Origin of the sequence: Microvirga sesbaniae, from assembly GCF_025460805.1 — a bacterium.
Lineage (GTDB): Bacteria > Pseudomonadota > Alphaproteobacteria > Rhizobiales > Beijerinckiaceae > Microvirga > Microvirga sesbaniae.
Map to the genome: position 1 here is coordinate 1 of NZ_JAMXFJ010000121.1, position 879 is coordinate 879.

At 67.9% G+C, this 879-nt stretch carries 1 protein-coding gene; it reads right to left on the reverse strand.

What is annotated here, in order from left to right; translation table 11 throughout:
* Nucleotides 1–788: IS701 family transposase (locus OCW50_RS33075; protein ID WP_262300405.1), on the reverse strand; the 788-nt coding region annotated here is incomplete at its 3' end.
* Between the last annotated feature and the right edge of the window lie 91 nt (nt 789–879).

Sequence of the window (879 nt, forward strand, 5' to 3'; positions counted from 1 at the left end):
GTGCTCGTCCGCTTCAGCACCTCAGACAGGGTCGGCATGCGAGCGCCTTTGGTGCGCGGCCGGCCCGCCGTCCCCGGCCGGCGCCATGGGGCCGGCTCGTAGAGAGCCGCATCGAGCCGCAGCCGCGTGATGCAGATCACCCCCCGACGCGACAAAGCGGCCAGCAGCTCCAGAGCGGCAAAACCCATATCGGTGACCAGCACCAGCTCGCGCTCAGGCAACCAGCGCCGGACCTGCAGCACCATCTGCCGCGCCCAGTCAGTCAGCTTTTTGTGCCGCTGTCTGCGCTCACGGCAAGACCGCTCGGAGGGTGCCAGGGCGGTGAGGAACGGCAGAGCCCATGTGCGGGCCGCCCATGGGATCGGAGCCAGGAGCATGAGGCTGAGCCAGCGCAGGCCCGAGGCCTTGACGAAATGAGCATCCGAGGAGCGCACCGGATCGCGGTAGATGCCCTTGGCCTTGATGCGCTTGCCGCGGCGGCGCTCGATGGTGTCGTCGAGACCGAGAATGACCGGACCCGCCGGGACAAAGGCATGGATCAGCAGGCCCAGCAGCAGCCCGGCCGCTTCGCGCCCACTCCAGCGAGCCCGGCTGAGCACGCGATGGTCGTTGACGAAGTGGCGCTCGCGGCTGAGGCCGCAGATGCGCAAGATGCTGGTCACGGTGCGCTTGCCGGGGGCCAGGATGGCCCCGACGAGCAGGATTTCGGCATGACGCCACGTCCGGTGGCAAAACAGCGGGGCAAAGGCTACAATGATCGCGGCGAAGCGGGTGGGCAGATCCGGCATGGCGGTGTCTCTTGGCGGAAACGCTGCCAGTCTACCGCATCGTTCGCTTCGCCGCCCTCGCTCCCACATCACCCGTCAGAAATGGCCAAAG